This window comes from Campylobacter sp. 2457A (assembly GCF_020135895.1).
Lineage (GTDB): Bacteria > Campylobacterota > Campylobacteria > Campylobacterales > Campylobacteraceae > Campylobacter_D > Campylobacter_D taeniopygiae.
This window is the reverse complement of record NZ_JACHTO010000106.1, coordinates 1-434: the sequence shown is the minus strand read 5'-3', so window position 1 is coordinate 434 and position 434 is coordinate 1. Positions and strand designations below refer to the sequence as shown.

General features: G+C 24.0%; 1 pseudogene. It reads left to right on the top strand.

Going from position 1 to position 434, the window contains the following annotated elements:
* A pseudogene (locus H2280_RS08545) lies at positions 1-434 on the top strand (amino acid adenylation protein); the annotation flags it as partial.

Sequence of the window (434 nt, the reverse complement as noted above, 5' to 3'; positions counted from 1 at the left end):
AGTCTTTGATGAGAATATGAATTATATAAGTCCTAAAGAAATAGGCAAAAAAGGAGAATTATATATAAGAGGAACTTCTTTATCCTTAGGATATTACAATGATAAAGAAAAAACCAAAAAAGCTTTTATACAAAATCCTTTACATGATAATTATTTAGATTTACTCTATAAAACAGGAGACATTGTTGCTTATAATGAATTTGAAGAATTATTGTGTTATGGAAGAGCAGATAATCAGATTAAATACATGGGTCATAGAATAGAATTAGGAGAAATAGAAAGTATTATTAATTCTCATGATAAAGTAAGAAACTCTGCTTGTATTTTTAAAGAAGAGATTATTTGTTTTTATGAGAGTAAAGAAGAAATTGATTTTAGAATGTTTTTAAAAGATAAATTACCTCTTTATATGATACCTAAACATTTTAAAAGAA